Origin of the sequence: Streptomyces sp. NBC_00310, from assembly GCF_036208085.1 — a bacterium.
GTDB lineage: Bacteria > Actinomycetota > Actinomycetes > Streptomycetales > Streptomycetaceae > Streptomyces.
Map to the genome: position 1 here is coordinate 8,295,322 of NZ_CP130714.1, position 26,221 is coordinate 8,321,542.

Consider the following 26,221-nt stretch of genomic DNA (forward strand, 5'->3'; position numbering starts at 1 on the left):
GAGCAGCCATGCCCACAGTCACCTACGGCGAGAGCGCCGTCCCCGTCGACGACGAGGGCTTCTTCACCGACCCCGCGCAGTGGACCGAGCCGATGGCCGAGCAGATCGCCCGCGAGAGCGGCATCGAGGAGCTGACCGACCGGCACTGGACGGTCATCCGCTTCATGCGCGAGCAGTACGCCGCCAAGGGCACCGGCCCTACGGTCCGCGTCCTCGGCAAGACGTCCGGGGTGAGCGTCAAGGAGCTGTACCAGCTCTTCCCCAAGGGTCCCGCCAAGACCGCGGCGAAGATCGCCGGCATTCCCAAGCCGCGCGGCTGCATCTGATATCTCCGCCATCGTCCCTGCCATCGAGGAGCGTGCCGTCATGGCCGACACCGCAACGATCAAAAAGGTCTCGATCATCGTCTCCAAGGGATCCCTGGAAGGGATCTACCCGGCCCTGATCATGGCCAACGGCGCCCGCGCCGAAGGCATCGAGGCCGACCTGTTCTTCACCTTCTTCGGCCTCGACGCCATCACGAAGAAGCGCTGGGAGCACATCAAGCTGGCCACCGTCGGCAACCCCGGCCTGCACCTGCCAACCCTGCTGGGCGGCATGCCCGGTGTACCCGACCTGGTCACCCGGTACATGGAACGCAAGATGGACAAGCTCGACATCCCGCCGATCCCCGAGTTCATCGAGATGATCGCCGACACTGGCGCGGGCATTTACGCCTGCAAGGCGTCCGTGGACCTCTTCGACCTCGACAAGGACGATCTGGTCGAGCAGGTCCAGGACATCATCACGGTCGGCGAGTTCTACGAACACGCGGCCGGTGGCCAGATCATCTACACCTGAGATGGCCGGTACCGTACCCGGCCTACCGGGCGGAGTGCGGCCCCTGCTCGCGGTGGTCGCCCATCCCGACCACGAGTCGTTCGGGCTGGGCGGACTGATGGCCCTGCTGTCCGATGTCGGCGTGCCCACGGCGGTGCTCTGCTTCACCCATGGTGAGGCGTTCACCCTGCACGGCAGGCCCGGCGACCTGTGTACCGTCCGTGCGGGCGAACTCGCCTGTGCCGCACGGGAACTGGGCGTCGCGCGGGTGGAACCGGCCGGTCACCCGGACGGCGGTCTCACTGACGTCCCGCGGCATCGGCCGGCCTCGGAGACGGCCCGTCTGATCGGCGAGCGGCGCTCCAGCCACCTCCTCGTGTTCGACCCAGAGGGTGTCACCGGACACCGGGACCACCAACTGGCCACCGGGTTCGGCACGTCCTTCACCGGGCGTGATCCGGCCGAGTGCCGAGTGCCGAGTCGGTGCCGCGGGAGCGGCAGTACCGTGCCATCGCCTGTCATGCCAGCCAGTCGTCCGACAACCCGGTGCTCTGGCGCCGTCTGGAACTCCTCGGCGACCGCGAGTACCTGCGGGTCCTGGAGTGACGTGTCCGACGCCGGAGTCAGAAGGAAGGGCCGCTCTTCCGTGGCGGCCCGAGGGCCGCGGTGCCGCGCTCGGCCAGGCCGGCGTGCACGAGGAGCAGACGAGCCAGGTCGCGGGCCTCGTCGGCGGTCAGCGCCGCCCACACTCCCGGCTCGCCGCCCTGGTCCTGGCCCACGTCCAGGGTGACCCGGGTGATGGGACGGTCCGCGGGAGCGAGCCGCAGACACCGCACAGCGATCCTGCGCCCGCAGGTCGTCACAAGACATGTGTCCTCGGTCGTCTGGGCAGGTCCGTCATGTCCTGCTGTCGCCATCGGTTTCACGCTCCTTCGCCGGGTCCGGTCACCGTCCCCGGGCGCCTCTGTGACTCGTATACCCCGAGGGGTATAGGGAACAGCGTGATGCGAGGCGGAATTGTTCCTCCCCTGCCCCCGTCCCCGCGCTGGGTGCACCCCTGCGATGCGGGGAGGGTCTCGTCGGACAACAGGCGCAAGGGCCGATGGGGGTGAACGTCAGGCCGTGCGGTCCTTCATGGTCCAGGGACGTGAAAATACCCTGGGGAGTATCCGAACCCGTGATCGTCCGGGAGGGATCCTCCGAGACCGTCTCCGACCGGCCGACCGACCCCGCCGAGTACACCAGTCTGCCTCTCATCGGCGACAGGGCGCCGGACTTCGAGGCCGAATCGACCCACGGCCCCGTCCGGCTCACCGACTACTCCGGCCGGTGGCTGGTGCTCTTCAGCCACCCGGCGGACTTCACGCCGGTGTGCACCGCCGGGTTCGTTGCCTTCACCGAACTCGCCGACGAGTTCGCCGCCCGCAACACCGCCCTGCTCGGCAATTCCGTGGACGTATCCCCTGAGGTATGGCGTCCGGGTGGTCAGGCGAGGGTCAGGAACAGCTTCTCCAGTTCGGCCTCGCTCAGCGCAGGGTTGTGTCCCCGTTGCCGTTCGGTGAGGCACTGGCGAATGCCGCCCGCCAATATTGAAGCCGGCCCGGTCCAGGGCGTGGGAGACCGCGGCCGGCTGGGTGACGACGTCCTTGCGGTCCCGCTCCGCCTCGATCATGGTGATGACCGCGGCCAGCTGTCCCTGGGCCTGCCGGAGCCGGTTGAGCACCTCGGCCCACGAGTCCGTTTCCTCGTTCACGAGGTTCACGACATCTCTCACGGCCTCTGTCCCGTCCGTCACCGGACACCTCCAGGGGTCGGGTTCGTCGGAGGTTCGGGAGGCGCCGCTACACGTCGTGCGGCGATGGCGCGGTGCCGCTGCTATGGACGGTGTGCTCACCTGTGGGGTGGTGGACCGCCGGTGCGTTTTCCTCGATGGACGGGGCCGATACGTCGTTCGTCAGGCTCAGTGTTCGCTCGGCGTTGCGCAGCATGTACCAGCTGAACGCGACGCCTGATGCCGCGGCCACGGAGGCCCAGGTCCACGGACTGGTCAGCAGGGTGTGGCGTAGATCGGAACTGATCTGCTGGCTCAGGACGAAGACACCCATGACGGCGACGAACCAGCCGAAGGACTTGCGCAGCGCGTCCTGTGGGATGCGCCCGGCGAGGAGGCCGCCGATCGCGCTGCCGACGACGGCGGTTGCCGTCACGAGGGCGGCGAACCCCCAGTCGATGTGCATGCCGGCGAGGTAACCGGCCAGCCCGGCGAAGGACTTCATGGAGATGACCAGCAGCGAGGTGCCGACGGCGACGGTCATCGGCAGCCCGCCGAGCAGTGCGAGCGCGGGGACGACCAGGAAGCCGCCGCCCGCGCCGACCAGGCCGGTGACCAGTCCCACCACGATGCCGTCCAGCAGGACGTGGAGGACGGGGAGTTCGTGGTGGACCTTCTTGGGCGCCCCGCGAAGGCCGCGGATCATGGCGACGGCGGTGGCGATCATCATGAGGGCGAATGCGAGCAGCAGGACGGTGCCGGGGATGAACGCGGCCAGTCGTCCGCCCGCGTAGGCGCCGGTCATTCCGGCCAGGCCGAACAGCAGACCGGTGCGCCAGCGGACGCGTCCGGCGCGGGCGTGCGAGACCACTCCGGCGGCGCTGGTGACGCCGACGACGAACAGCGAGGTGGCGATGGCCTCCTTGGTCTCCATTCCGGCCAGGTAGACGAGGATGGGCACGGTCAGGATGGAGCCGCCGCCGCCCAGGATGCCGAGGCTGACGCCGATGAGCAGGGACGCGGCGACGATGACGGCGATCACGACGAATCCCGCAGGGCGGCGACGACGGTGTCGAGGTCGGTGCGCGGGCCGCGGTTGTGGGGCAGCTTCGCCAGCAGCATGCCCATGGCGCAGGTGTTGGTGAGTGCGGCGACGGTCAGTCCGGCGCCGACGGCGGTGCCGATCAGGTGCAGTCCGGGCAGGAACAGGCCCGCGGTGCCGGTGATCAGCACGATGGTCCCGGCGACCAGGCGCACCTGTCGCTCCAGGTCCCAGCGTTCGGGGCCCCGGGTGAGCGGGCCCCCGGTGGTCTCCCACGCCATGACGCCGCCGTCGAGGACGCGCAGGTTGGGCAGTCCGGCTTCGGCGAGGGCCTGTTCGGCCTGGGCGGCGCGGGCGCCGGAGCGGCAGATGAGTATGACGTCCTCGTCGAGGTGGTGCAGCAGTTCGGCGCGGTGCTCGCGCAGGGTGTCGAGGGGCACGTTGTAGGAGCCGGGGATGTGGGCGGTGCGGAACTCGCCGGGCGTACGTACGTCCAGCAGGCGCGGGCCCTCCCCGTCCTGCGTCAGGTCGCGCAGGGTCGCGGGATCGAGTCGTGGTTTGTGGGCGTGGACGGCCATCGGGGGTCCTTGCTGTCTGTGAAGTGTTCTTCCTGTGAGGGGGAGCGGGCGGCGGCCGACGGTTTCGGCCGCCGCGCGGTGTGTGGTGGATCAGACGTCGGCCGACCGGGGTCCGCCCGGGGTGGGGGTGCATCCCGCTCGAGCGAAGCCGAGCGTGGGGGAGAAGCCGAGCGTGGGGGAGGGCAGGGCGAGCCAGGCGCCGTAGCCGCCGAGCAGGTCGGAGACGTCGGTGCGGCCCTGGTGGCGCAGCAGGCTGACGGCGATCGAGGAGCGGTGGCCGCCCGCGCAGTGGGCGACCAGGGGACGGCCGGCGGGGATCTCGTCGATACGGCGGGTGAGTTCGGCCAGCGGGATGTGCAGCGAGCCCTCGATGAAGCCCTCTTCGCGCTCGCCCGTGTTGCGTACGTCCAGGACCAGCGGGGGTTCGTCCCCGTCGAGCAGGCGGCGCAGTTCGTCGGCGGTCAGGCGGCTGGCCTGTTCCATCTCGTCGGCCAGCGCGGGGAAGGCGCCCTCGGGCTCGCGCAGGTAGCCGCCCACCTTGTCGAAGCCGATGCGGGCCAGCCGGGTGACGACCTCCTCCTCTCGGTCCTGCGGAGCGATGACGACGACCTCCTGCTCGGGGGCGACGACCATGCCGGCCTGCTCGGCGAAGCGGCCGTCCGCGGGCACGTTGACCGAGCCGCGCAGATACCCGGGCGCGAAGTCCTGCGGCGAGCGGGCGTCGATGACGACCGCACCCGCCGCGCGCCGCCGCATGAACTCCTCGACGGACAGCGGCCGGGGCGCGGCGGCCGCGTCGAACAGACCGTGCTCCTTGCGGTTGAGGATGGCGTCGTAGACGAAGTAGGCGGGCGCGGACGGCTGGCCCTCGGTGACCAGCTCGACGAACCTCTCCTCGCTCATGGGCCGACACGCGTAGTTGGTGGCGCGCTGCTCGCCGATGGTGGACTGGCGCTGGGTGGAGAGGTTCTTGCCGCAGGCCGATCCGGCGCCGTGGGCGGGGAAGACCCGCACGGCATCCGGGAGGTCCATCAGCTTGTGCTGGACGGTGTCGTAGAGCATCCTGCCGAGTTCGTCGGCGGTCACACCGATCGAGGCGAGCAGGTCGGGCCGGCCGACGTCGCCGATGAACAGCGCGTCACCTGTCAGGACGCCGTAGGGGACGGCGTCGCCGGCGTGCTCGTACACCAGGACGCTGATCGACTCCGGGGTGTGGCCGGGAGTTTCGAGGATCTGGAGTGTGACGTCGCCGAGGGTAATGCGTTCGCCGTCGGTCAGCTTGTGGATGGGGTATTCGGCCTCGGCACGCTGCCCGTAGCCGATCCAGGCGCCGGTGCGGTCGGCCAGCTCCAGGTGGCCGGCGAGGAAGTCGGCGTGGAAATGGGTGTTGATGACCGCCTCGACGGTGAAGCCGTGCTCGGCGGCGTCGGCGAGGTATTCGGAGACGTCGCGGCGGGGGTCGATGACGACGGCCCGGCCGGTGGTCTCGTCGGCGATCATGTAGGACGCCTGGGAGAGGCAGTCGAGGTAGTACTGGGCGAAGAACATCTTCGGGTGACCTCCGTACCGGAAGGGGTGCATACCCCAGGGGGTATATAGACGGGTCTGGTCCGCCCTTGTCGAAGGGGGGGTGGCCGGCCCGGGTCGGGGGATGCCCGGGCCGACCGGTCAGAGGCGGCCGGTGAGCATGCCGTGCCAGTACACCGGCGGCAGCCCGTACCGCTTGAACAGCCACATCGTGCGCCGCTCCTTGAAGGGGTCGAGCAGCGGGAAGCTGGGGGTGGGATTCAGGTCGTAGTCGAACTCGGCGAGCAGTATCCGGTCGCGGGCGGTCACCAGAGGGCAGGACGTGTAGCCGTCGTACCGGTGCGACGGGGATCGGCCGTTCATGACGTCGAGCAGGTTGGCGGCCGCGACCGGGGCCTGCTTGCGCACGGCTGCGCCGGTCTTGGAGGTGGGCAGGTTCGCCACGTCACCGAGGGCGAAGACGTTGTCGTGGTGCGGGTGTTGGAGCGTGTGCTTGTCCGCGGCGACGAAGCCCTGCGGGCTCGCGGGATCGGCGAGCGGACTCGCCTTGATCCAGTCGGGTGCGCTCTGCGGCGGTACGACGTGCAGGAGGTCGTAGCCGATGGTCTCCTTGGTGCCGTTCGCGTGGTCGGTGACTGTCACCGTGCGGTCGTCGCCGTCGACGACGGTCGCCTCGGAGCGCAGCCGCACCTCGATGCCGTACCGGGCGGCCACCTTCTCCAGGACCTGTGACCAGGCGGGCACCTTGAACATCGCCGGGTCCGGGATGACCAGGATGACGCGGACGTCGTCAAGAACCTTCTGCTTGCGCCAGTGGTCGGCGGCCAGGTAGGCGATCTTCTGCGGGGCGCCGCCGCACTTCAGGGGTGTCGCCGGGTGGGTGAAGACCGCGGTGCCCGAGCGCATCTGCCGGATCAGTTCCCAGGTGCGGGGGGCGTACTCGGGGGCGTAGTTGCTGCTCACCCGGTCGTGGCCGACCGCCTCGGCCAGGCCCGGCACGCCGTCCCAGTCGAGTTGGAGTCCGGGCGCCATGACCAGGTACTCGTAGGTGAGTGCGTCGCCGCCGGACAGGGTCACCGTGCGGGCTTCGGGGTCGACGGCCAGAGCGCGCCGGCGGATCCAGCGCACGCCGTCGGGTATGACGGACGCTTCGGGGCGGCGGGTCGTGCGCAGGAGCGCCTGGCCGCCGCCGACCAGGGTCCACAGCGGCTGGTACCAGTGGGTGTCGGACGGTTCGATCAACGCGATGTCGCTGACGCCGGCGCGGCGCAGGCGGGCCGCGACGCTGATGCCGGCGCTGCCGCCGCCGACGACGGCGACGCGGTGGCGGCCGGAGATCGGGGTGATGGGGGTCCCCCCGGGCGCGAGCGAAGCCGAGCGTTTGGGGGAGGGTGAGGGGGTGGTGGCCAAGGCGGTGCTCCTTCCCGGCTGGCCGGTGTACGGGTGTCGGACGGGGTCAGGCGGCGTGCTCGTGCGAACCGGCCGCGACCGGACGCCCGGCGCGGGCCCAGGCGGAGGTGCCGCCGGCCACGGAGTAGGCGTCGATGCCGTAGGAGTTCATCCAGTCGGAGGCACTCCTGCTGCGGTTGCCGCTGGCGCAGATCACGTACACCGGCCGGTTGGTGGGCAGTTCACCGCACCGCGCGGGCACGGTGCGCAGCGCCATCAGCCGCGCGCCCGGCACGTGTCCGGCGGCGTACTCGTCCGCTTCCCGGACGTCGACCACGAGCGCGCCGTCGGCCCAGGCCACCGCGAACGCTTCCTGTGTCACTTCACGAGCCACTTGGTTGCCTCCTCAATTACCCCCGGGGGTATCTCTCTGCCGAGAGTACGGCGGGCCGGGGGGAGCGTCAAATACCCCTAGGGGTATTTGCCCGGGAGGCAAGTCACGGCCCGACGCCAGGGCCGGGAACGAGCCGTGACCCGTGGGGTGCGACCCTGGGCAGCCGGAGGGTCAAGCGCGTCCCGCCGCCTGGTCCGGAGTCGGCGGTGACCGTGCCGCCGTGGGCCCTGACCAGCTCCTTGACCACGGCCAGACCGATGCCGCTGCCGCCCGCGGAACGAGCGCGGGCCCCATGCCACAGACGGTCGAAGACATGCGGCAGCTCTTAGGCGGGGATGCCCGGACCGGTGTCCGCCACGAGCGCCTCGAAGGGCATGGCGGAGGTGGTGACCGTGACGGTGTCGCCGGGCCGGCAGTGGCGGGCGGCGTTGCTCAGCAGGTTGCCGAGGGTCTGGTGCAGCCGGTCGGCGTCCGCGCGGACCAGCAGGGCGGCGGGGCCGGGGACGGTGCGTACGGCCAGCCACGCCGTGCGCAGCTCGGCTGCGCGCTCGGCCACGGCGGCGACGGCCAGGGCGGTCAGATCCACCTCGGCCAGGGGCAGGGACAGCCGGGCCGACTCGGCCTCCGCCAGTTCCCCGAGGTCGTCGACGATGCGGCCCAGCCGCAGGGCCTGGTCGTGCAGCGAGGTCAGGCGCTCGGCCGACGGGTCGGCGTAGCCGTCGCGCAGTTCCTCGAGCCCCGCCTGCAACGAGGTCAGGGGCGTACGCAGTTCGTGGGCGACGTCCGCGGCGAGCCGGTGGCGGGCCTGCTCGCCATGGCCGACGTCGTCGGCCATGGCGTCGAAGGCGCGGGCGAGGTCGCCCAGTTCACCGGGTGCGTCGATCCGGCCCCGTGCGCTGCGGTCCCCGGCGGCCAGCGCACGGGCGGTCGACGCGACCCGGACCACGGGAGCTGACCGGTTGTGGCGTCTGCTACGGCTCAGCCAGAGACCGCCGATCCATGGATGAACCGTCCTCTCCCGCCCCTGCGCGGGCGCCTCTACGGTCGAGGCCGCGGGCGCTCACCGGCCCGCCGTACCGAAGGAGCAGGACCCCATGAAGATGACCGGCAACACGATCCTGATCACCGGCGGAACCTCGGGCATCGGCCTCGGTCTGGCCCTGCGGCTGCAGGAGGCCGGTAACAAGGTGATCGTCGCCGGCCGGCGCAAGGAACTCCTCGACGAGATCACGGCCGAGCACCCGGGGATCGACGCGCTCGTCCTCGATGTCGCGGACCCCGATTCGATCGCCCGTGCCCGTGAGACCGTGGCGGCGAGCCACCCGGGGCTGAACGTCCTGGTCAACAACGCCGGCATCATGCTTCGGGAGAACCTCCTCGACCCGGCCGGACTCCAGGTCGCCGAGGATCACGTCGCGACCAATCTGCTCGGCACGATCCGGATGACGTACGCCTTCCTGCCGCTGCTGGTGGGCAAGGACGACGCGGTCGTCATGAACGTCACCTCCGCGCTGGCGTTCGTGCCGTACCCGATCACCCCGACCTACAGTGCGACGAAGGCCGCGCTGCACTCGTTCTCCGAGAGCCTGCGCATCCAGCTCGCCGGTGCCGACGCCGGCGTCCAGGTGATCGAGATGGCCCCGCCGGGCGTGCGCACGACCCTGATGGGCCAGCAGGACAGCGAACAGTCCATGCCGTTGGACGACTTCCTCACCGAGGCCCTCGACCTGCTGCGCGAGAAGCCCGACGCGAAGGAGCTTGTCGTCGAGCGCGCCAGGTTCATCCGCGACGCGGTGGCCACCGGCTCCTACGACGACGTCCTCGCCATGATGGCCGGCAGCTGACCGACCTGTAGTGACCGACGCGGAACGGTAGGGAAGCGTCTTCGGCTTCGCCCCGGTCGTCGCACTGGAGGTGGCCGGCTCCGTCCCGGGTGCCGACACGGGTACGCGAGCGCCCGGCCGACACGGCGGACATCGTCGTGTCGGCCGGGCCGGGCGACGAGGCCCGGGGCCCGGGGCCCGTCCAAAACGTCGGGCGCCCTCGGCGTCGGCCGTGCGCGCGGCTTCGCAGGAGTGAGAGAGGAGAGCTCAGCCATGGATCGGCGGTCTCTGGATAGCCGGGCGGGATGCGGCGAGGATGGACGGCATGGACAAGAAGGAGCTGGCGGAATTCCTGCGACATCGGCGTGAGGCGCTGCTGCCCCGCGACGTCGGGCTGGTCGAGGGGCCGCGCCGGCGTACGCAGGGGCTGCGCCGCGAGGAGGTCGCGCAGCTCGCCGGCATGTCCACCGACTACTACGCCCGGCTGGAACAGCAGCGTGCTCCGCAGCCCTCCGTCCAGATCACCGCCGCTCTCGCCCGGGCGCTGCGGCTGACCTTGGACGAACGTGACCATCTCTTCGTCCTCATCGGCCACAACGCCCCGGCCCGCTTCCACCGCTCCGAACATGTCAGCCCGACGCTGCTGCGGGTCCTGGACCGCCTGGACGACTCCCCGGCCCTGGTGCAGACCGACCTGCTCGACACCCTCGCGATGAACCCCGTGGCCGTCGCACTGCTCGGCGATCAGACCCGCCACACCGGTCTGGCCCGCAGCGGCTACTACCGCTGGTTCATGGACCCGGCCGAGCGCCTGATGGTTCCCGAGGAGACCCGCGAACGCCACGGCCGCGCCCAGGCGGCACGCCTGCGGGCCGCGCTGACCGCCGGCAGCGACACCCCCCGAGCCGCCCGGATCCTCGCCGAACTCCAGCAGCACAGCCCCGAGTTCGTCCGCATGTGGGAACTTCAGGAGGTCGCACAGAGCTACGACGACTGCGAGATCATCCTCCATCCCGAACTCGGCCGCATCGAGGTCGACGCCCAGGTCCTGTACACCGAGAACCGCGCCCAGACCCTGGTGGTGCTGACCACTCGCCCCGGCACGGAGAGCCACAGCAAACTCGAACTGCTCTCCGTCATCGGACACCAGCAGCTCACGCCCTGACGTCCTGGGTCGGGGACTGGGGACTGGGCCGGGGTCGGCGCGGGAGTGGCCGGACAAGGGCACTCTGGGATGGTGCAGCCCGCACGGCTTTTGCCCTGCGCTCTACGGCCGAATATGTCGGCCCCCTGCGATGTCCGGGCTCCGCGCTCAGGCCGCCCATTTGACCGGATGCTGCCTCCGTTTTACTCTCGAATACGTACGGAGGCAGCATCCGTTTTGATGCGGCCGCAGGATCGCGGCAGGCAGGAGGGTGCAATGAGCGCCGGTGAGCAGCGGGGACGCAAGCCCCGCGCGGACGTCCAGCGCAACCGCGCTGCCCTCCTGGAGACCGCGCAGCGTCACTTTCTGCAGCACGGGGTCGGCACCTCCCTCGAGGCGGTGGCCAAGGAGGCGGGCGTCGGGCCCGGCACCCTGTACCGGCACTTCCCCACCCGGGAGGCGCTGCTGGCGGCTGTGCTGCAGACGCGCTCCGAGGAACTGGTCGCCCGCCAGGCGGACATCGAGCAACTCGGCGACCCCGCCGAGGCGCTGGACCAGTGGCTGCGGGCGATGGAGGAGTACTTCAGCGCCTTCAGCGGTCTGCCCGACCCGCTCATGGCCGCGGCCAGGGCGCAGGAACCGGACAACCCGCTCACCATTCCCTGCGACATCCTCATCACCGCCACCGATCAGTACGTGCGAGCCGCCCAGCTCGCGGGGCGCGTGCGCGCGTCGGTGCGGGGGCACGACCTGTTCCTCGCGGCCTGTTCCGTTGCCTGGATCAAGGGCACCGGTACCGAGGAGGAGCCGCTCGACCGGCTCCGCGCGCTCATCGCGAGCGGCTACCGCCAGCGGGACACCCAGGCGTAATCCGCCAGGCACCCCGCCCCGCCCCCGCAACGCGAGGCGGGACCACCACACGGCCATCACATCGTGCTGCCCTCAGGGGCGGCGCAACCTCTCAAGGGATAAATCATGAAAATTACCGTCATAGGAGCCGGTGCCATCGGCGGGAACCTCGCCGCCAAGCTCAGTACGGCCGGTCACGACGTCCAGGTGGCCGACGCCCGCGGCCCCGAGGCCGTCCGGGCGGAGGTGCTGGAGTCCGGGGCCCGCGCGGCGGAGCTCGCCGACGCCGTCCAGGGCCGGGACGTCATCGTCCTGGCCATCCCCTTCGGGGTGGCGGGGAAGCTGGCCGGCCTGTTCGCCTCGGTCCCCGCCGAGACGGTGGTCATCGACACCGCGAACTACTACCCGCACCTCTACGGGCACATCGAAGCCGTGGACAACGGCGAGGTCGACAGCGTGTGGAACGCGGAGCAGTTGGGGCGCCCCGTGGTCAAGGCGTGGAACGCCGCCCTGGCAGAGACCCAGCGGACCCGGGGCGTCCCGGCCGGAACGCCCGGCCGCCTCGCCATCCCCGTCGCCGGCGACTCCGCGGAGGCGCGGCGCGTGGCCATGCGGCTCGTGGACGACACCGGCTTCGATCCCTACGACGCCGGCACGCTGGCCGACTCGTGGCGCCAGCAGCCGAACAGCCCCGCCTACTGCACCGAACTGACCCTCGACGAACTGCCGGCGGCCCTGGCCGCGGCCGACCGCGTCAAGGACGCCGGCATCCGCGACAGCCTCCCAGAACGCTTCGCCGCCCTCCCGGCCACGGCCACCCTGGAGGACGTCGTCGAGATGAACCGCGCCGCCCACCGCTGAGTCACCCGCCGCGGCTCTCGTGCACGCAACGGCACGAGGGCGGCAGCGCCGGCACGCCACGAACACACAAGACGAACACGAAGAGCGCGCAGTCCCCCGCGCTGCGACCCGCAGTCTCGGCACGCCGCTGCCTGTGAGCATCCGCATGCCTGCCGGTACCCGCGGAAGGGTGCGTCCCGCGCCCGGCCCTTACGTCGGCTGCCTCGTCGCACGGCCTGCCGTACCGCGCTGTGCCGCGGCCGCCGTGGCGGGACTGCGCGCCGTGGAGAGGAACCGCCTTGCCCGGCACCGCATCACCCTTCACCGACATCGCACGCTCCCGACGCTCCCCCCGGCGGTTCCTGCCCACCGCCCTGTCCCCTTCGGACATCCGCGGCGTGCTGGAAGACGCACAGACGGCCCCGTCGAACAGCAACACCCAGCCGTGGACGGTGCACGTCGTCTCGGGTGCGGCGCGTGACGCCCTGGGCAAAGAGCTGCTCCGGGCCGAGGAGGAGGGGCGGACCTCCCCGGATTTCACCGATGGCTACGGCGAGGGCCTCTACCTCGAGCGGTCGCAGGCCCTGGGCGCGAGTGTCTACCGGGCCCGGGGCGTCGAGCGTTCGGACCGGGACGGCAGGAGGGCGGCGGTCCGCGAGAACCTGGAGTTCTACGGCGCTCCCCATGCCGCGTTCCTGTTCATGCCGGCGCTCGGCGACGGGGTGCGGACGGCCGGCGACATCGGCATGTACGCGCAGAACTTCCTGCTCTCGCTGGCGGCCCGGGGGCTGGCCGGCATCCCGCAGACCGTACTCGGCGTCTACGCCGACACCGTCCGCGAGTTCCTGGGTGTCCCCGCGGAGCTCAAGCTGCTGTTCGGCATCTCCTTCGGCATGGCCGACCCGGCGGCACCGGTGAACACGCTCCGCACGGAGCGGGTTCCGCTGCAGCGGAGCGTGGTCCTGCATGACACCCCAGGAGTCCTCGACCGGCCGTAGTTCCTCCGCCCGCAGGAACCGTCCGGCGCCTGGGCCCGGGCCGTCACACCATCGAGGACGCCCGGGCCCAGCGCCAGGCTCTGCGGGACGCCGCCGAGCGCGCCGGACGCGACCCGGACGAGGTGAAGATGCTCGCCGGCTTCATGCCGACCATCGTCCCCTCCCGCCAGGCCGCCCTTCAGCGGCGCCGCTTCCTGGACGAGGTCGTCGACCTGGACCAACGCGTCCGCTACCTCGGCGCCATGATCGGTCTCCCGCTCGGCCCCGCCCAGAGCTCGACGAGCCCCTGACCGCGGACCAGCTCGCCGACGCCATACCCAGCCCGCACGACCCGCGCTCCGCCCGCGCCCTCGAAGTGGCCCGGGAAGGCTGGACCCTGCGCGACGTGCTCGCCCACGGCGTCATCGACTACCACCCGGTGGTCGCCGGCACCGCCGCCGACGTGGCCGACCACATGCAGCAGTGGTTCGAGGCAGGGGCCTGCGACGGTTTCTCGATCGCCATCGACAGCTACCACGACGGCTTCGACTCCTTCGTCGACAAGGTCGTCCCGATCCTGCGGGAACGCGGCCTGTTCCACGACGACTACGAAGGCCCCACCCTGCGCGAGAACCTCGGCGCCCACGAGCAGTACGGCCTCGACCCGCGCCTCACGAAGCCGGCCCGGTCATGACCACCACCACGCAGCCCATCGCCGTCCAGCCGTCCAGCCGTCCGGCACCGCGACCTGTGGCGCCAACTACCCTTGCGGCTGCCCGTTCGCGGAGGGGCGCCCCGAGCACGTACCCAGGTCGATCGACGAGAGCCTGCGCCGGCTCGGCACCGACCACGTCGACCTCTACCAGCTGCACCGCGTCGACCCCACGGTCCCGGTCGAGGAGACCTGGGACGCCCTGGCGGAGACCGTCGCCGCGGGCAAGGCCCGTCACATCGGCCTGTCCGAGGCCACGTGGAACAGATCGAGCCGGCTCAGGCCGTGTATCCGGTGACCTCCGTGCCGTCCGAACTCTCCCTGTGGACGAGGGAGTGGACGGTCGACGTACTGCCGTACTGCCGGGAACAGGGCATCGCCTTCCTGCCGAACTCACCGCTCGGCAAGGGCTTCCTCACCGGCCGGTTCGCCACCTTCGTACGTCGTGCCCATCCCTCGGCACCAAGACTCCGAAGTACCTGACCGACAACGCCGTCGTGGCCGACATCCGCCTGAGCGCTGCCGAGCCGGCCGCTCTGCCCGTGCCGCAGGGCGACCGCTACTGACCGACGGCGAGGAGCGACTGCCGGACTGCGTCCCGAGGGATGTGGTCGGCTGACGCTCGTTTGACGCTCCAGGCGCCTGACGCATGGGAAGCAGAGGCAAAAAACCGCCACTGACCTGCTGCTTTCCTGGACCGTGCTCAGCAACTCCCTGTCCCAGGTGCGGACGCCCGGCGCGTCACATGATCGGCACGGTCCGCCCGTACTTTCGCGAATTGGGCCACTGGGGCTCCCGCGTGGCGGATCCACCCGGGGGCAGGTGGCCTCCGGTGACCAACACCGCTTGACCACGTGGCCTTGGCGCCAGCCGCACAGCCCGTGTCCAGGGTTTCGGGTCAAGGCCTGTGTGGTGCGGTCAGGGCTTTGTGGGTCGACTCCATGATCTTCTCCGACAGTTCGGTGCCCGCGGTGGCCCGGGCGAGCAGGATCGCTCCGACCAGGGTGGCCACCATGGGAAGGCCGTCGTCGGCGTCGGTGGACAGCCACGCGGCGAATGCCTCGACTCCGGCCGCGTACGTTTCCCGCACCTCCCCGGCTACGGGCTCGCGAGCCATGTCCCCTGCGAATCCCGCGGTGGGACAACCGGTGCCGGGCTGGTCACGGTGCTCGGCCGACAGGTAGAAGTCGACGAGGGCGCCGCGCGCGGTGTCGTGATCGCCCTGGGCCGTATCGAACGACGCCAGGAGCAGGTCAAGGTCCCCGAAAGCGGCTTGGGCCGCCTCGGCCACCAGGGCCTCCTTGGAGGAGAACTGCTTGTAGAAGCCGCCAGTGGTCAGCCCGATGGACTTCATCAGGTCGGCGACGCTGATGCCGTTCACGCCGCGCTCCCGGAAGAGCTGGGAGGCCGCGGCGACCGCGCGCCTACGGTTCTCGAGCGCTTGTGCTTGCGAAACGCGACTCATCACTCACCCGCCCACGTTAGATAGTAAACTGCATCTATCGTATGCGAAGTGCGGGCGGGCGGCCGCAGCGCCCTCTTTCGGCACGGCCCTTTCTTGCTGTCGCGAGGCGAGGGGCTCGTGGGCCCGCACCGGAAGCGGCTTGCGGCCGTGTCACGTATCCGTTCCGGAGTGCGGCGGTTGCGAGAAGGCGCCGATGCGAATCTCGTGGAGCGCGTGCCTGGCGGTCGACGGAGTCTGTTCGGCCTCTGGGTGACAGGTGGCCCCATCCCTGGGCGCCTGATCGTATTCGCTGGCGAGCCGGGGCTGCCGAGGGGCTGTCGAGGCGAAGACCGCGCCGCTCGCCCCCAGGGCCGGAGATGATCCGGCGCTCCGGTTGGAGGCGGTCGGTCGCGTTGTGCTCGGCACGTGTGCGCCATGCGCGTCTCCGTGGAGGTGTCGTTCGCCGTACCCGCGCGTTCGTCGTGAGGGCGGTTCGCGAAACCGTCCACGGTGACCCTGCGCCCGGGGGGGGGCTCCGTCCGAAGCTGATCGGCCGCCGGCCCTGTGACCCGCGTGCATGTCGAGCAGTCTCCGGCCGTGGGCGGTGACTGCCGGCGTCGGGGCCGTTGACTGGATCGCTTTAGATATCTATCGTAATCTAAAGCGAGGCCAACGCTTTGGCCCCCTGCTTCTTCGCCAGACCAGAAATGAGATCCCCCATGACCACGCAGAACAAGAGCGCCGTTGTCACCGGTGCGTCCGCCGGCCTGGGCAGCGCCTACGCGCAGCGGCTTGCCGACCGGGGCTACGACCTGATCCTGGTGGCCCGGAACGCCGCGCGGCTGGAAACGCTGGCGTCGGACATCCGCAGCCGCACGGGCCGCGCAGTGGATGTCGTCACCGCCGATCTCACCGACGCGGCGCAGATCTCCGTGGTCGAGGAGCGTCTGCGGACCGACGAGAGCATCGAGGTGCTGATCAACAATGCCGGCGGGGGGCTGTTCACCCCGCTGGCAACCTCCGACGCCGCGGCCTCCGAGGCGCTGATCAACCTCAACGTGACCTCGCTGACCAGGCTGACCACCGCGGTCCTGCCGGGCCTGACGGCCCGCGGGCGCGGCACCGTCGTGAACATCTCCTCTGCCCTGGCTCTCAACATCCTGCCCGTCAGCGCCGTCTACAGCGGCACCAAGAGCTACGTGCTGACGTTCACCCAGGCCCTGCAGCAGGAACTCGCCGAGAGCCCCGTCGTGGTGCAGGCCGTGCTGCCGGGTGCTGTCCGCACGGAGTTCTGGGACGGCTCCGGCGCCGACCTCGGGGCGTTCCCCGACGAGTGGATCATGAGCGCGGACGACGCCGTCGACGCGGCGCTCGCCGGCCTCGACGCCGGGGAGCCCGTCACCATCCCGTCCCTGCCCCAGATCAGCGACTGGGAGTCGTTCGAGAAGGCGCGTCAGACGCTCGTCCCGAACCTGTCGCAGCGCGTCCCGGCCGATCGCTACCGCGGCTGACCGCCGCTCCGACTCCGGTGCGGGAGTCCCTTTGTGGCAACGGCAAGACCGCTGCCGCACACGACGACCGATGGGTCCTCCGGCGTGGGGGAGGACCGACACGCTCGACCTCCTCCCCTCGCCCGTACAAGCAGCCAGGTCCCGGCACTGCAACTGGCGGCGGTCATGCGCGCGACAGCCCGGTCACCGCGTACGCGGAACTCGCGGCAGCCCGCCACCCCGCAGCCCCCACTCACCCTTTTTTCTGAGGAAACATCCATGTCGAACGCCCTGTGGAACCCGATCGTCGCCGGGGAGATCTCCCTGCCGCACCGGCTGGCGATGGCCCCCCTGACGCGGGACCGGTCCACACCGGAAGGCATACCCACCGAGCTGAACGCCGAGTACTACGCCCAGCGTGCCTCGCACGCCCTCATCATCACCGAGGGCACCCAGCCCAACGCCGACGGCCAGGGCTACCTGCTCACCCCCGGCATCTACTCCGAGGAACACGTCGCCGGGTGGCGCAAGGTCACCGACGCCGTGCACGAGGCCGACGGACGCATCGTCATCCAGCTCATGCACGCCGGACGGATGTCCCACCCCGACAACACCCCCCACCACCGGCAGCCGGTCGCCCCCTCCCCGGTCCAGCCGGCGGGCACCATGTTCACCCCGTCCGGCCCTCAGGAGATGCCGGTACCGCGTGAGCTGTCCACCGAGGAGGTCGCCGCGACGGTCGAGGACTACCGGCGCGCCGCGGCGGCCGCCATCGCGGCCGGCGCCGACGGCGTCGAGATCCACGGCGCCAACGGCTACCTCGTGCATCAGTTCCTCGCCACCAACACCAACCGGCGCACCGACCGTTACGGCGGCTCCCTCGACAACCGCATCCGCTTCGCCGTCGAGGTCGCCACCGCCGTGGCCGAGGAGATCGGCGCCGGCCGCACCGGCTTCCGGATCTCTCCCGGCAACCCGTTCAACGACATCGCGGAGAGCGACACCCACGAGCTGTACCCGGCACTCGTGCGCGCCCTCGCCCCGCTCGACCTCGCCTACCTGCACATCGTCCACGGCGGCGACGACGAACCCCTGCACACCCTGCGCAAGTTGTGGCCGACCACCTTGGTTCTCAACCGGGCCGGCACCGACATCGCCACCCGCGCCAAGGACGTCGAAGACGGCATCGCCGACATCGTCACCGTCGGCACGATGGCACTCGCCAACCCCGACCTGGTCGAGCGCGTACGCACCGGCGCCCCCCTCAACACCCCCGACCCCGCCACCTTCTACGGCGGCGGCGAGGCCGGCTACACCGACTACCCCACCCTCACCGCCTGACAAACCCCGGCCATACCGGTCCCGGCGGGCCGGTATGCCCAGACGGCCCCATGGAGGTACCACCTGTCTGAGCACACTGCCGCTGAACTGAGCCCGGAAGCGATCGAGTTCGCGGACTTTATGGCCGGACTGGTGATTCCCGAGTCCGAGCCGGATGCGACCCGCACCCGGGTGGAGGGCGTCCATCTCACCGCCCGGGAGCCGGAAGGCGTCACCTATCGGCGAAGTGCCGCCTGATCCGACTACCGATCATCACCGCCGAGCGCCCCTGGGCCCGGAGCCGATGGTGACCCGGGGCACCTCATGATTCGACCCGATTCCGCTGTCCATCACCAGGGCGGAGCCGCTCCGTCCACATTGGAGAAGCACATGTCTTCCTCGAACGAGACCCAGACGTCCACCACCGACTTGCACCGACTTGCCGATGAATACGTCAGGCGCGTCAACCTGCGTGACCTCGACACCCTGTTCGCCCTGTACGCGCCGGACTTCCGCAACCACGCCGCCGACGGCACCACCACCGGCGTCGAGGAGGCCCGCGCGGTGCTGGCGTCGTTCCTCGTCGCGGTCCCCGACTTCGCGGCCACGCCGGTCCGTGTCGTCGCCGAGGACGATTGGTTCGCGATCACCTTCGTCCTCACCGGCACGAACACCGGGCCCTTCAACGGCACACCCGCCACCGGCCGATCGATCAAGGTGCTGGAGGTTCGCATGTTCAAGGTGGCCGACGGGAAGCTCACCGACCACTGGGGTCTCATCGACCTGGCGACACTCTTCGCCCAGCTGCAGTCCTGAGAAAGGCATTTGTTTTAGGGATATCGAGCTGTATGCCTAGGTGTTCTGAGTCGGGAATTCTGTTCAGATGTATAGGCTTGCTCCATGGCACGGACGGGGCGGGCGTAGGCCGAGTTGACACTGTCGGACGAAGAACGGGCCGCACTCGAGGAGTGGGTGCGGCGACGTTCCACGCCGCAGGCATGGGCGTTGCGGTGTCGGATCATCCTGGCCTGCGCCGAGGGCGCCTCGAACAAGGACGTGGCTGCTCAGCTCGGTTCCACACCCCATGCGGTGGGCCGCTGGCGGGCCCGGTTCGTGCAGTACCGGATCGCCGGTCTGGGTGACATGCCGCGTCCGGGCGGCCCAAGGACCGTGACGGACGAGCAGGTTGCCGCGGTAGTCACCAAGACGCTGGAATCCACTCCGAAGAACGCAACGCACTGGTCGACGCGGTCGATGGCGAAGGAGACGGGCCTCTCGCAGTCGTCGGTTTCACGGATCTGGCGGGCCTTCGGCCTGCAGCCGCACCGGTCGGAGACCTTCAAACTGTCGACCGATCCGTACTTCGTCGACAAGGTCCACGATGTCGTCGGCCTTTACCTGGACCCGCCCGAGCGGGCCCTGGTGTTCTGCGTCGACGAGAAGTCGCAGATCCAGGCCCTGGACCGATCCCAGCCCGTGCTGCCAATGATGCCCGGGGTTCCCGAGCGGGTGACCCACGACTACGTCCGCGCCGGCACCACCACCCTGTTCGCCGCCCTCGAGGTCGCCACCGGCAAAGTGATCGGCTCCCTGCACCGCAGACATCGGGCTGAGGAGTTCAAGAAGTTCCTCACCAAGCTCGACAAAGAGGTGCCCGCCGACCTGGATGTCCACCTCATCTGCGACAACTACGCCACCCACAAGACCCCCGCCATCAAGAAGTGGCTGCTGGCCCACCCCCGCTTCCACCTGCACTTCACACCGACCGGCTCGTCCTGGCTGAACCTCGTCGAGCGATGGTTCGCCGAACTGACCAACAAGCAGGTACGGCGCGGCGTTCACAGGTCCGTCCAAGCCCTGGAGAAGGACATCCGCAACTGGATCGCCGCCTGGAACACCGACCCGAAGCCCTACGTCTGGACGAAGACCGCAGACGAGATCCTCGAACGCCTCGCCAGTTATCTGAACAGAATTCCCGACTCGGAACACTAGCTCCGTCTGGAGTGGCGGCGGCCCCGGCTGCTGCAGGTCCGCCGGAGACGCGGCCTTGGGTGTCGCTCCCGGTGCTGCCACTGGAAGCGGAGCGGGTGGAGGCGTGGGCCCGGGCCCTGATGCGGATGGACCCGGAGGGATGCGAGGCGGTGCTGGTGCCGGCGACCGGGAGGGTGCCTCGGTGGCGGGCGGGGCGCCGGGGCGGACGGCATCGCCGTACAGGCGCTCGAGCCTGGGGGCGTCGTACCCGATCACAACACCCCGCAGCGACGGACCACACCTATTGACCATTCCTCACGGTTCGACGATGTGCCGCAGATAGGCCTGCGGGTCGGCGAGATAGCGGCGCCAGTGATCCACGACGCCGAGCTCCCGCCAGGCGACCCTCCGCATACCGTGCTCACCGACCTCGATGATGTCCGCGCCCGGCAGTGCGGTCAGCAAGGGTGAGTGCGTGGCACAGATGACCTGGCCGCCCTCCTTGGCCAACCGGTCGATGTGCCCGATCAGTTCGAGGCACGAGGAGAAGGAGAGCGCTGCCTCCGGCTCGTCGAGAACATAGAGCCCGGCGTGTAGGAACTTCCCGCGGAACGCCGCGAGAAAGCCCTCACCATGGCTGACCGAGTCCGGCGAGAACCCCTCCCTGTCCAGGGCGTCCAGCGCAGTCTCGGCCCGCAGGAAGAAGCCCTTGCGGGCCGCCCAGCTGGTGGCCATACGGCGCCCGCGCCCCGAGGCGGCGTCGAATTTCATACGCTCGCCGAGGGTCGACCTGCCGCGCGGGGAGGCGTAGCGCCAGTCGTGGGAGCCGCCGTAGGAGTCCAGTCCGAACCCCTCCGCCAGCGCCTCGACCAGGGTCGACTTCCCCGAGCCGTTCTCACCGACCAGAAAGGTCACCGGTGCGGTGAACCGCAGCCCTTCGTTGAGCAGTTGTCGGACGCAGGGCACCGACCAAGGCCAGGTTTCCTCGTCGTACGAGGGGAGATGGGCATACGCGCGTTCGACAATCACGCAACCAGTGTCACCTGGACTCGGAAAGCGTACGTGCACCGCGTAGCCGGCGTCAGTACCTCGCGCTCGTTGTCGCCCGGGCTCCGATCGGTCACGCAGCCGTTCCCATGCGTTGCGAGGAGGTGCTCTCAGCGCCCAGCTGAACTCTGCACGCTCGCGGCGCCGGACCGAACGTAATCCCTTGATTTCTCACGGTCGGTTCGCACGGTCAGTAGGTGCCTCTGATCCCGTGTCAGCGCTCTGCCGCCCGAGTCGCGTGCCGACGTTTCGGTCGGCGTGGTCAGTTGGCGTGGTCAGTTGGCGTGGTCAGTTGGCGAGGTCAGTTGGCGAGGAAGTTGGACACCTCGGTGGTGAAGGCCTTGACGTGCTGGAAGAGGAAGGCGTGGCCGGCGTCGCTGTAGAGGACCAGGGTGGCCGAGTCGAGGTGCTGGACGGCGACGTAGGAGGCCAGGGCGGGGGCCATCACGTCGTGGACGCCGTTGGCGTAGAGGACGGGCTGCTTGATGGTTTCCAGGTTCGCCCGTACCTGCTCGAACGGAACCGCCATGTACTTGCCGATGGCCTCGCGTTGGCGCGTCGCCGCTGTCTCGGACACCGCGGGGCCCCCGGCGGCCAGGCGTGTCGAGACCTTGGTGAGGTGCTCGACCCCGGCGGCGCGGCCCGCGTCGGTCTCGGGGAAGAACAGGTAGAGCATGTCGTCCGCGTCGGCGTCGGGCGCGGCCATGATGCCCTGCACCTTCTCCGGCAAGGGCTGCGCCCCGGGCACCCGGCCGGGACTGCTGCCCGCCACGACCAGTCTGCGGACGAGGTCGGGCCGCCGCAGCGTCACGTGCTGGGCCACGAAACCGCCCATGGACCAGCCGAGCAGATCGGCCTGCGCCAGGCCGAGGGCCTCGATGAATTCGATGGCGCCGTCGGCGAATCCTTCGACGGAGTCGCGTGGTTCGCCGGGCGTGTAGCCGATCCCGATGTTGTCGAACAGGATCACGTCGTGGTCGGCGGCCAGGAGGTCCAGGAACTCCGGGTCCCACCAGTCGATGGTCCCGGGGAAGCCGCTCACCAAGCCGACGGTGACGATGTCGGCGATGCCGTCTTCGATGTCCTTGGCGCGGGTGGCGGTGGCGGTGGAGGCGCTGGCCCGGTTGAGGACCAGCCCGGTCGGCCACGGCTCGCGGAGGGTGTGCAGGACGTCGTCGTCGCCGTGGGCGATGTGCGGGTAGGCACGGAGCCCGTCCTCGGAGCCGTGGACCGGCGACCGACGCGACTGGGGGGCAGCCGCGAGCGCGGGCCGTGCGCAGGGAATCCGTGGCGCCGGAGACGGCCCTGCTTTCTAGGACAGTTCGCGCTTGAGGATCTTCCCGGTGGCGGTCATGGGCAGGGCGTCGACGAACTCGACGATGCGCGGGTACTTGTAGCCTGCGAATTGCTCTTTTCCCCAGGCTGTCAGCTCGGCCTCAGTCGTACGGTCGCCGGCCTTCCTGACGACGACGGCCTTGATCTCTTCCCCGTGACTCCGGTGCGGAACTCCGATGACGGCGACCAAGGAGACCGCGGGGTGCTCCATGAGCACCTCCTCGAGCTCGCGCGGGTAGACGTTGAACCCGCCGCGAATGATCATGTCCTTGGACCGGTCGACGATGAAGTAGAAGCCGTCGGCGTCCTTGCGAGCCAGATCTCCGGTGCGGAACCATCCCTGGTCGATGGCCTCCGAGGTGGCCTCGGGGCGCTCGTAGTAGCCCTTCATGATGTTGTAGCCCTTGATCGCGATCTCCCCGACCGCGCCGGGGTCGTCTGCCACGTCCGACCAGTCATCGTTGATGAGCTTCATCCGGACCCCGGCGATGGGCAGGCCGATCGATCCGACGCGGGGCTCCTCGCCGTACCTGGCGAACGACGCGATCGCCGCCGTCTCCGAGAGCCCGTAGCCCTCGAGGATCGTCACACCGAAACGTTCCTTGAACTCTTGATGGATCTTCGCGGGCAGCGCGGAACCACCCGACACGGCGATGCGCAGGTTGGCGGCCAGCCGGGCGACGTCGACGCTGTCGTCGAGTGCCTCGAGCAGGCCCCAGTACATGGTCGGTACGCCGCCGAAGAACGTCACGGCATGGTCGAGCATGAGATCCAGCGCCTCTCGGGCGGAGAACCTCGCCTGCAGGACGAGTGTGCCGCCGAACCCGATGGCGCCGTTCTGGATGACCATCTGGCCGAAGGCGTGGAAGAGCGGAAGGACGCACAGGTAGACGTCGGGCGTCGCAGGGTCCGACGCGAAGAGCTGGACACCGGCTCGGGCGATGTCGTACACGTTCCGGTGTCTGAGTTCCGCGCCCTTGGGCTGCCCGGTGGTACCGGACGTGTAGAGGATGACCGCGGTGTCGTCGTCGGCCCGCTCGACCGTCTCGGACGTCTCCGGCTGCCCGGCGACAGCGGCGGCATGGACCTGGTCCGGGGTGACGCCGTCCACCAACGTACCGCTGCCGATGAGGAAGAAGTGAGCGGCCCGACCGGCGGCCTGAAAGGCCGACCATGCCTCGCGCCCGATCGGGAGCTCCGGACTGCCTTCGACGGCGAAGTACGCCGTCGCTTCGCAGTCGTTGAGGTGGTAGGCGATCTCCCGCGCCTTGAGGAGCACGTTCAACGGCACGACGACCGCGCCGGCCTTGAGGATCCCGAAGTAGATCGTCGTGAACTGCGGGCTGTTCGTGCAGGACAGGGCGACCTTCTCGCCAGGGCGAACGCCGCGCTCGATCAGCAGGTTCGCCACCCGGTTCGACGCCGCGTCGAGTTCCGCGTAGGAGATCCGATCGCCACCGAAGACGATCGCCGTGCGCGCGGGGTGTCCCGACGCGGTGCGGGTCAGCAGTCCGGACACGTTCCGGGTCGAACGCGTCATCAATGGCTCCTGGTCCGTGCGTAGTCGGGGCTCCGTGCCGGTCCTGACATCAGGTGGTCAGGAAGTCCTCGCCCGCACGCGCGTCGAGGTGTCCGAGGATGTTCTGGACGGTGCGATCCCGCGCCAGGCCGGAGTCCATCCCGGGTGCGATGATGCCGCGGACCTTCGAGACCACCGTCCATCTGCGCGGACGAAACACCCGCACGTCCCGGCGACACAGGCCCTCGACGATGGCTGCCGCCGCTTGCTCGGGGCTGATGCGCTTGCGCAGGAACCTCGGTTGGGTGCCGAGCAGCGCCTGGGCCACTGGATCCTCGTCGAGGCCCTGCCGGGTCATGTCCGTGTTGATCACCGCGAAGTACGCGGTCGTGACGCTGACACCATGAGCGGCGAGTTCGACCCGCAGTCCACGGCCAAGCTGCTCGACCGCTGCCTTGCTCATCGCGTACGGGATGGCGCCGGCCCCGTTGACGAAGGCGAACACCGACGAGATCAGTACGAGCCGACCACGGTTCTCGATGAGGCCCGGAAGGCCGGCACGGACCGTGTTGAGCGCACCACCGACGTTCACGTCGAAGAGTCGGTCGACCACCGAAGCCGATGACGCCCGGAGGGTCACGCCCCGCCCGAGTACACCCGCGTTCGCGATCACGATGTCCAGGCGGCCGGCGTCCCTGACGACGGTCTCGACCGCTCGGGTCATGTCGCCGAGGTCGGTCACATCGCCGACCAGGTGGGTGACCCGCTCGTCGATCGCCTCGCCCGCGGCCGGGCGGTGCAGATCGATCACGAAGACCCGGGCACCCGCGGCGGTCAGGGACCGCGCGGTCGCCGCGCCCAGGCCCCGGCCGCCGCCCGTCACGAGGGCGACCTTCCCGGCGATCGACCGGTCGGATCTCTCAGTCATCGAGGAACTCCAGGGCCTCAGGGACGAACTCCCGGTGGTGCTGGAACACGCCGCCGTGCCCGGAGTTCGGGTAGATCTTCAATCGGGCGTTCGGGATCCGGCGGGCCATGTCGGCCGAGTTGCTGCTCGCGACCATGAGGTCGTTGTCACCGTTGGCGACGAAGACCGGCTGGGTGATCACCGAGAGGTCGTCGGGTGCGTGCAGTCCGGCCGCGCGGATGGCCTTCAGCTGCGCGCGTCGAGCCTGCAGGGAGATCTTCTCGTCGCGATTCTGAGTACGTTCCTTGAGCCGGGCGAGGTAGTCCTTCGCGGCCCGCCTGCCCTCGGCGTCGCGCGGGAAGAACAGGAACGTCCTGGCGTCCTTCAGGGTGAGCGCGGACTTGACGTACGCACGGACCGCGACCTTGTTGATCTCCTTGATGCCGCCGCCTCCGCGGGGACCGGTCCCGGCCAGGATGATCCGGCGCACGAGCTCGGGTGCCTGCAGGGCGACCATCTGTGCGACTCCGCCGCCGAGCGAGAATCCGAGCAGGTCGACCTTCTCGAGTCCCCTCGCACGGATGAAGGCCACGGCGTCGCGGCCCATGTCCGCGACGTCGGGCGGCACGGATCCTCCCGACGCGCCGACCCCGCGGTTGTCGAACGCGATCACCCGGCGGCGGGCGGCGATGCCGTCGATGATCCTCGGGTCCCAGTCGTCGAGGACGGCCATCAGGTGGTGCAGGAACACCACCGGAACACCACCGGTCGGACCGAGTTCGCGGTAGGCGAACGGCACCCCGCCGACGTCGATCGTGCGCGTGGGCGTGTGGATCCACTTCATGCTCTTTGTCGTCTTCATCTGACCTCACCGGATACGGCGCGAGGACCGCGGCTCTGTAGTATTACGGTCGTACGTCTTACGGTTGTAATGTATGCACGCCGGAATGGGTGGCGACAAGGGCTCTGCACCCCGGACAGTCCAGGACGCGCGGGCCGTCGTCGAGGCAGGAGATGTCCTCCGCAGTGCGGGGCCGGCGCGTCGTCGATGTCCGCGCCCTCCCGTACGAGTCGGGAGAGGCGGCGCTCGTCGGGCATGCGGCGCATGACGACGACGGGCTCGGTCGCGTCCGTGGCGGTGGTCCGTCGAGTCCGAGTTCGCGCTCCTTCCATGGCGACTGTCTCCATCTCGTAAGAAGCTGGAAGGGCGGTGAGCGTTTGCCGACGCTCGGACCACTGCCGACCCCGTCCGTCGGCGCGCCGGGCACGGCGCCTCTCCGTCGAGGAGTACCGCAGATCTCTCCGGGCGCAGGTGGCCCGCGA

General features: G+C 69.9%; 26 protein-coding genes and 5 pseudogenes. 17 read left to right on the top strand and 14 right to left on the bottom strand.

Going from position 1 to position 26,221, the window contains the following annotated elements:
* The first annotated feature begins 8 nt into the window (after positions 1–8).
* From OG202_RS36280 to OG202_RS36295, 4 genes and pseudogenes are all read left to right on the top strand, one after another.
* Complete coding sequence (locus OG202_RS36280) at positions 9–326, top strand: TusE/DsrC/DsvC family sulfur relay protein (protein ID WP_327727495.1); 318 nt, start codon at positions 9–11, stop codon at positions 324–326.
* 40 nt (positions 327–366) lie between these two features.
* Complete coding sequence (locus OG202_RS36285; RefSeq protein ID WP_327727494.1) at positions 367–840, top strand: DsrE/DsrF/DrsH-like family protein; 474 nt, start codon at positions 367–369, stop codon at positions 838–840.
* Between the two features lie 97 nt (positions 841–937).
* Positions 938–1,186: pseudogene (locus OG202_RS46630) on the top strand (PIG-L deacetylase family protein); the annotation flags it as partial.
* Positions 1,187–1,284: 98 nt separating this feature from the next.
* Positions 1,285–1,425: a hypothetical protein gene (locus OG202_RS36295; RefSeq protein WP_327727492.1), complete on the top strand. Its 141-nt coding sequence runs from the start codon at positions 1,285–1,287 to the stop codon at positions 1,423–1,425.
* 17 nt (positions 1,426–1,442) lie between these two features.
* Here OG202_RS36295 and OG202_RS36300 read toward each other — a convergent pair whose 3' ends face one another.
* A complete protein-coding gene (locus tag OG202_RS36300) occupies positions 1,443–1,736 on the bottom strand; it encodes a hypothetical protein (protein WP_327727491.1) in 294 nt (97 codons plus the stop codon).
* Positions 1,737–1,921: 185 nt separating this feature from the next.
* Here OG202_RS36300 and OG202_RS46635 point away from each other — a divergent pair.
* A pseudogene (locus OG202_RS46635) lies at positions 1,922–2,269 on the top strand (redoxin domain-containing protein); the annotation flags it as partial.
* Between the two features lie 35 nt (positions 2,270–2,304).
* Here OG202_RS46635 and OG202_RS36305 read toward each other — a convergent pair.
* The 7 genes and pseudogenes from OG202_RS36305 to OG202_RS36335 all read right to left on the bottom strand — a co-directional run bounded on the left by OG202_RS36305 (position 2,305) and on the right by OG202_RS36335 (position 8,466).
* Positions 2,305–2,572 (bottom strand): annotated as a pseudogene (locus tag OG202_RS36305) (metal-sensitive transcriptional regulator).
* Positions 2,573–2,660: 88 nt separating this feature from the next.
* Positions 2,661–3,632 (bottom strand): sulfite exporter TauE/SafE family protein, encoded by a 972-nt coding sequence (locus OG202_RS36310; RefSeq protein WP_327727490.1) that lies wholly within the window; start codon positions 3,630–3,632, stop codon positions 2,661–2,663.
* Positions 3,629–4,210, bottom strand: a complete 582-nt coding sequence (locus tag OG202_RS36315; protein WP_327727489.1) for a rhodanese-like domain-containing protein — start codon at positions 4,208–4,210, stop codon at positions 3,629–3,631. Before OG202_RS36315 ends, OG202_RS36310 begins: the two co-directional genes overlap by 4 nt.
* Positions 4,211–4,300: 90 nt before the next feature.
* Entirely contained in the window at positions 4,301–5,758 is a 1,458-nt protein-coding gene (locus tag OG202_RS36320) for an MBL fold metallo-hydrolase (protein ID WP_327732102.1), read from the bottom strand.
* A 120-nt stretch (positions 5,759–5,878) separates the two neighbouring features.
* A complete protein-coding gene (locus tag OG202_RS36325) occupies positions 5,879–7,147 on the bottom strand; it encodes an NAD(P)/FAD-dependent oxidoreductase (RefSeq protein WP_405960134.1) in 1,269 nt (422 codons plus the stop codon).
* A 46-nt stretch (positions 7,148–7,193) separates the two neighbouring features.
* Complete coding sequence (locus tag OG202_RS36330) at positions 7,194–7,520, bottom strand: rhodanese-like domain-containing protein (RefSeq protein ID WP_326576088.1); 327 nt, start codon at positions 7,518–7,520, stop codon at positions 7,194–7,196.
* Between the two features lie 103 nt (positions 7,521–7,623).
* Positions 7,624–8,466, bottom strand: a pseudogene (locus OG202_RS36335) (HAMP domain-containing sensor histidine kinase).
* Between the two features lie 148 nt (positions 8,467–8,614).
* On the opposite strand from OG202_RS36335, the gene OG202_RS36340 reads away from it, so the two are divergent.
* The 8 genes and pseudogenes from OG202_RS36340 to OG202_RS36375 all read left to right on the top strand — a co-directional run.
* Positions 8,615–9,364 (top strand): SDR family oxidoreductase, encoded by a 750-nt coding sequence (locus tag OG202_RS36340; RefSeq protein WP_328224171.1) that lies wholly within the window; start codon positions 8,615–8,617, stop codon positions 9,362–9,364.
* 304 nt (positions 9,365–9,668) lie between these two features.
* Positions 9,669–10,508: a helix-turn-helix transcriptional regulator gene (locus OG202_RS36345; RefSeq protein WP_328224172.1), complete on the top strand. Its 840-nt coding sequence runs from the start codon at positions 9,669–9,671 to the stop codon at positions 10,506–10,508.
* Between the two features lie 255 nt (positions 10,509–10,763).
* A complete protein-coding gene (locus OG202_RS36350) occupies positions 10,764–11,357 on the top strand; it encodes a TetR/AcrR family transcriptional regulator (RefSeq protein ID WP_328224173.1) in 594 nt (197 codons plus the stop codon).
* A 105-nt stretch (positions 11,358–11,462) separates the two neighbouring features.
* Positions 11,463–12,197 carry an NADPH-dependent F420 reductase gene (locus tag OG202_RS36355; protein ID WP_327727485.1) on the top strand — a complete coding sequence of 245 codons (735 nt, stop codon included), beginning with the start codon at positions 11,463–11,465 and terminating at the stop codon, positions 12,195–12,197.
* 278 nt (positions 12,198–12,475) lie between these two features.
* Positions 12,476–13,174, top strand: a complete 699-nt coding sequence (locus OG202_RS36360) for a nitroreductase (RefSeq protein WP_327727484.1) — start codon at positions 12,476–12,478, stop codon at positions 13,172–13,174.
* A 122-nt stretch (positions 13,175–13,296) separates the two neighbouring features.
* Positions 13,297–13,464: a hypothetical protein gene (locus OG202_RS36365; protein ID WP_327727483.1), complete on the top strand. Its 168-nt coding sequence runs from the start codon at positions 13,297–13,299 to the stop codon at positions 13,462–13,464.
* 95 nt (positions 13,465–13,559) lie between these two features.
* Positions 13,560–13,847, top strand: a complete 288-nt coding sequence (locus OG202_RS36370) for a hypothetical protein (RefSeq protein WP_327727482.1) — start codon at positions 13,560–13,562, stop codon at positions 13,845–13,847.
* Positions 13,848–13,938: 91 nt separating this feature from the next.
* Positions 13,939–14,300: pseudogene (locus OG202_RS36375) on the top strand (aldo/keto reductase); the annotation flags it as partial.
* 463 nt (positions 14,301–14,763) lie between these two features.
* Here OG202_RS36375 and OG202_RS36380 read toward each other — a convergent pair.
* Entirely contained in the window at positions 14,764–15,330 is a 567-nt protein-coding gene (locus OG202_RS36380; RefSeq protein WP_327727480.1) for a TetR/AcrR family transcriptional regulator, read from the bottom strand.
* Between the two features lie 698 nt (positions 15,331–16,028).
* On the opposite strand from OG202_RS36380, the gene OG202_RS36385 reads away from it, so the two are divergent.
* The 4 genes from OG202_RS36385 to OG202_RS36400 all read left to right on the top strand — a co-directional run bounded on the left by OG202_RS36385 (position 16,029) and on the right by OG202_RS36400 (position 20,111).
* Positions 16,029–16,820 (top strand): SDR family NAD(P)-dependent oxidoreductase, encoded by a 792-nt coding sequence (locus OG202_RS36385; protein ID WP_326576070.1) that lies wholly within the window; start codon positions 16,029–16,031, stop codon positions 16,818–16,820.
* Between the two features lie 258 nt (positions 16,821–17,078).
* Positions 17,079–18,140 (top strand): alkene reductase, encoded by a 1,062-nt coding sequence (locus OG202_RS36390; RefSeq protein WP_327727479.1) that lies wholly within the window; start codon positions 17,079–17,081, stop codon positions 18,138–18,140.
* Between the two features lie 369 nt (positions 18,141–18,509).
* Positions 18,510–18,935: an ester cyclase gene (locus OG202_RS36395; protein WP_326576067.1), complete on the top strand. Its 426-nt coding sequence runs from the start codon at positions 18,510–18,512 to the stop codon at positions 18,933–18,935.
* A gap of 114 nt (positions 18,936–19,049) precedes the next feature.
* Positions 19,050–20,111, top strand: coding sequence for an IS630 family transposase (locus OG202_RS36400; protein WP_328224174.1), 1,062 nt, complete (start codon positions 19,050–19,052; stop codon positions 20,109–20,111).
* A gap of 294 nt (positions 20,112–20,405) precedes the next feature.
* Here OG202_RS36400 and OG202_RS36405 read toward each other — a convergent pair whose 3' ends face one another.
* From OG202_RS36405 to OG202_RS36425, 5 genes are all read right to left on the bottom strand, one after another.
* The gene (locus OG202_RS36405) at positions 20,406–21,119 is read right to left on the bottom strand and encodes an AAA family ATPase (RefSeq protein WP_326576062.1); all 714 of its coding nucleotides are present in this window, start codon (positions 21,117–21,119) and stop codon (positions 20,406–20,408) included.
* 319 nt (positions 21,120–21,438) lie between these two features.
* On the bottom strand, positions 21,439–22,179 hold the full coding sequence (locus OG202_RS36410; RefSeq protein WP_328224175.1) for an alpha/beta fold hydrolase: 741 nt from the start codon (positions 22,177–22,179) through the stop codon (positions 21,439–21,441).
* 270 nt (positions 22,180–22,449) lie between these two features.
* Positions 22,450–24,012 carry a long-chain-fatty-acid--CoA ligase gene (locus OG202_RS36415; RefSeq protein WP_328224176.1) on the bottom strand — a complete coding sequence of 521 codons (1,563 nt, stop codon included), beginning with the start codon at positions 24,010–24,012 and terminating at the stop codon, positions 22,450–22,452.
* A 49-nt stretch (positions 24,013–24,061) separates the two neighbouring features.
* Positions 24,062–24,919, bottom strand: a complete 858-nt coding sequence (locus tag OG202_RS36420) for an SDR family NAD(P)-dependent oxidoreductase (RefSeq protein WP_328224177.1) — start codon at positions 24,917–24,919, stop codon at positions 24,062–24,064.
* Positions 24,912–25,760 carry an alpha/beta fold hydrolase gene (locus OG202_RS36425; protein ID WP_328224178.1) on the bottom strand — a complete coding sequence of 283 codons (849 nt, stop codon included), beginning with the start codon at positions 25,758–25,760 and terminating at the stop codon, positions 24,912–24,914. Before OG202_RS36425 ends, OG202_RS36420 begins: the two co-directional genes overlap by 8 nt.
* Between the last annotated feature and the right edge of the window lie 461 nt (positions 25,761–26,221).